The 548-nt window shown below is 72.3% G+C and carries 1 protein-coding gene; it reads left to right on the top strand.

The window, feature by feature from the left end; all coding sequences use genetic code 11:
• A partial coding sequence (locus ACTQV3_RS09280) for a DDE-type integrase/transposase/recombinase (protein WP_441550013.1) occupies nucleotides 1-548 on the top strand: 548 nt, incomplete at both ends.

Genomic DNA, 548 nt, shown 5'->3' with positions numbered 1-548 from the left:
TACGCGTTCCTGCGCGAGGGCCGCGGGGAGGGGCTGCCCGGGTACGGCGCCTTCACCGCCTGGTGCCGGGCCCGCGACGTGCCCTTCGGGGGCGCGGGCGGCCGCGAGCCGCACCCGCGGTTCGAGACGCCCCCGGGCAGGCAGCTGCAGTTCGACTGGAAGGAGGGCATGAGGCTCGTCGACTCGGAGGGCGAGGTCTTCGAGTTCAGCGTGTTCACCGCGACGCTCGGCTACTCCCGGAAGCACCGCTTCATACCGGTCAGGAGCCGCACGCTCGACGACCTGCTGTCCTGCCTGCTCGCCACCTTCACCCGCCTCGGCGGCGTCCCGGAGGAGTGCATCACGGACAACATGTCGTGCCTGGTGACCGTCTCGGGCCGCAGGAGGACCAGGCAGGAGAGGGCGTGGCGGTTCGCGCGGGAGGCCGGCTTCGAGCTCAGGCTCTGCGCGCCGCGCTCGCCGCAGACCAAGGGCAAGGACGAGTCGGCCAACCGCTTCCTGAACCGCCTGCTCGCCTACGGCGGCGAGTTCACCGGGTGGAGCGGCCT

The organism is Collinsella sp. LCP19S3_A7 (genome assembly GCF_052121995.1).
Classification (GTDB): Bacteria; Actinomycetota; Coriobacteriia; order Coriobacteriales; family Coriobacteriaceae; genus Collinsella.
The sequence above is the reverse complement of the archived record's forward strand: the minus strand, read 5'-3'. Positions and strand labels throughout refer to the sequence as shown.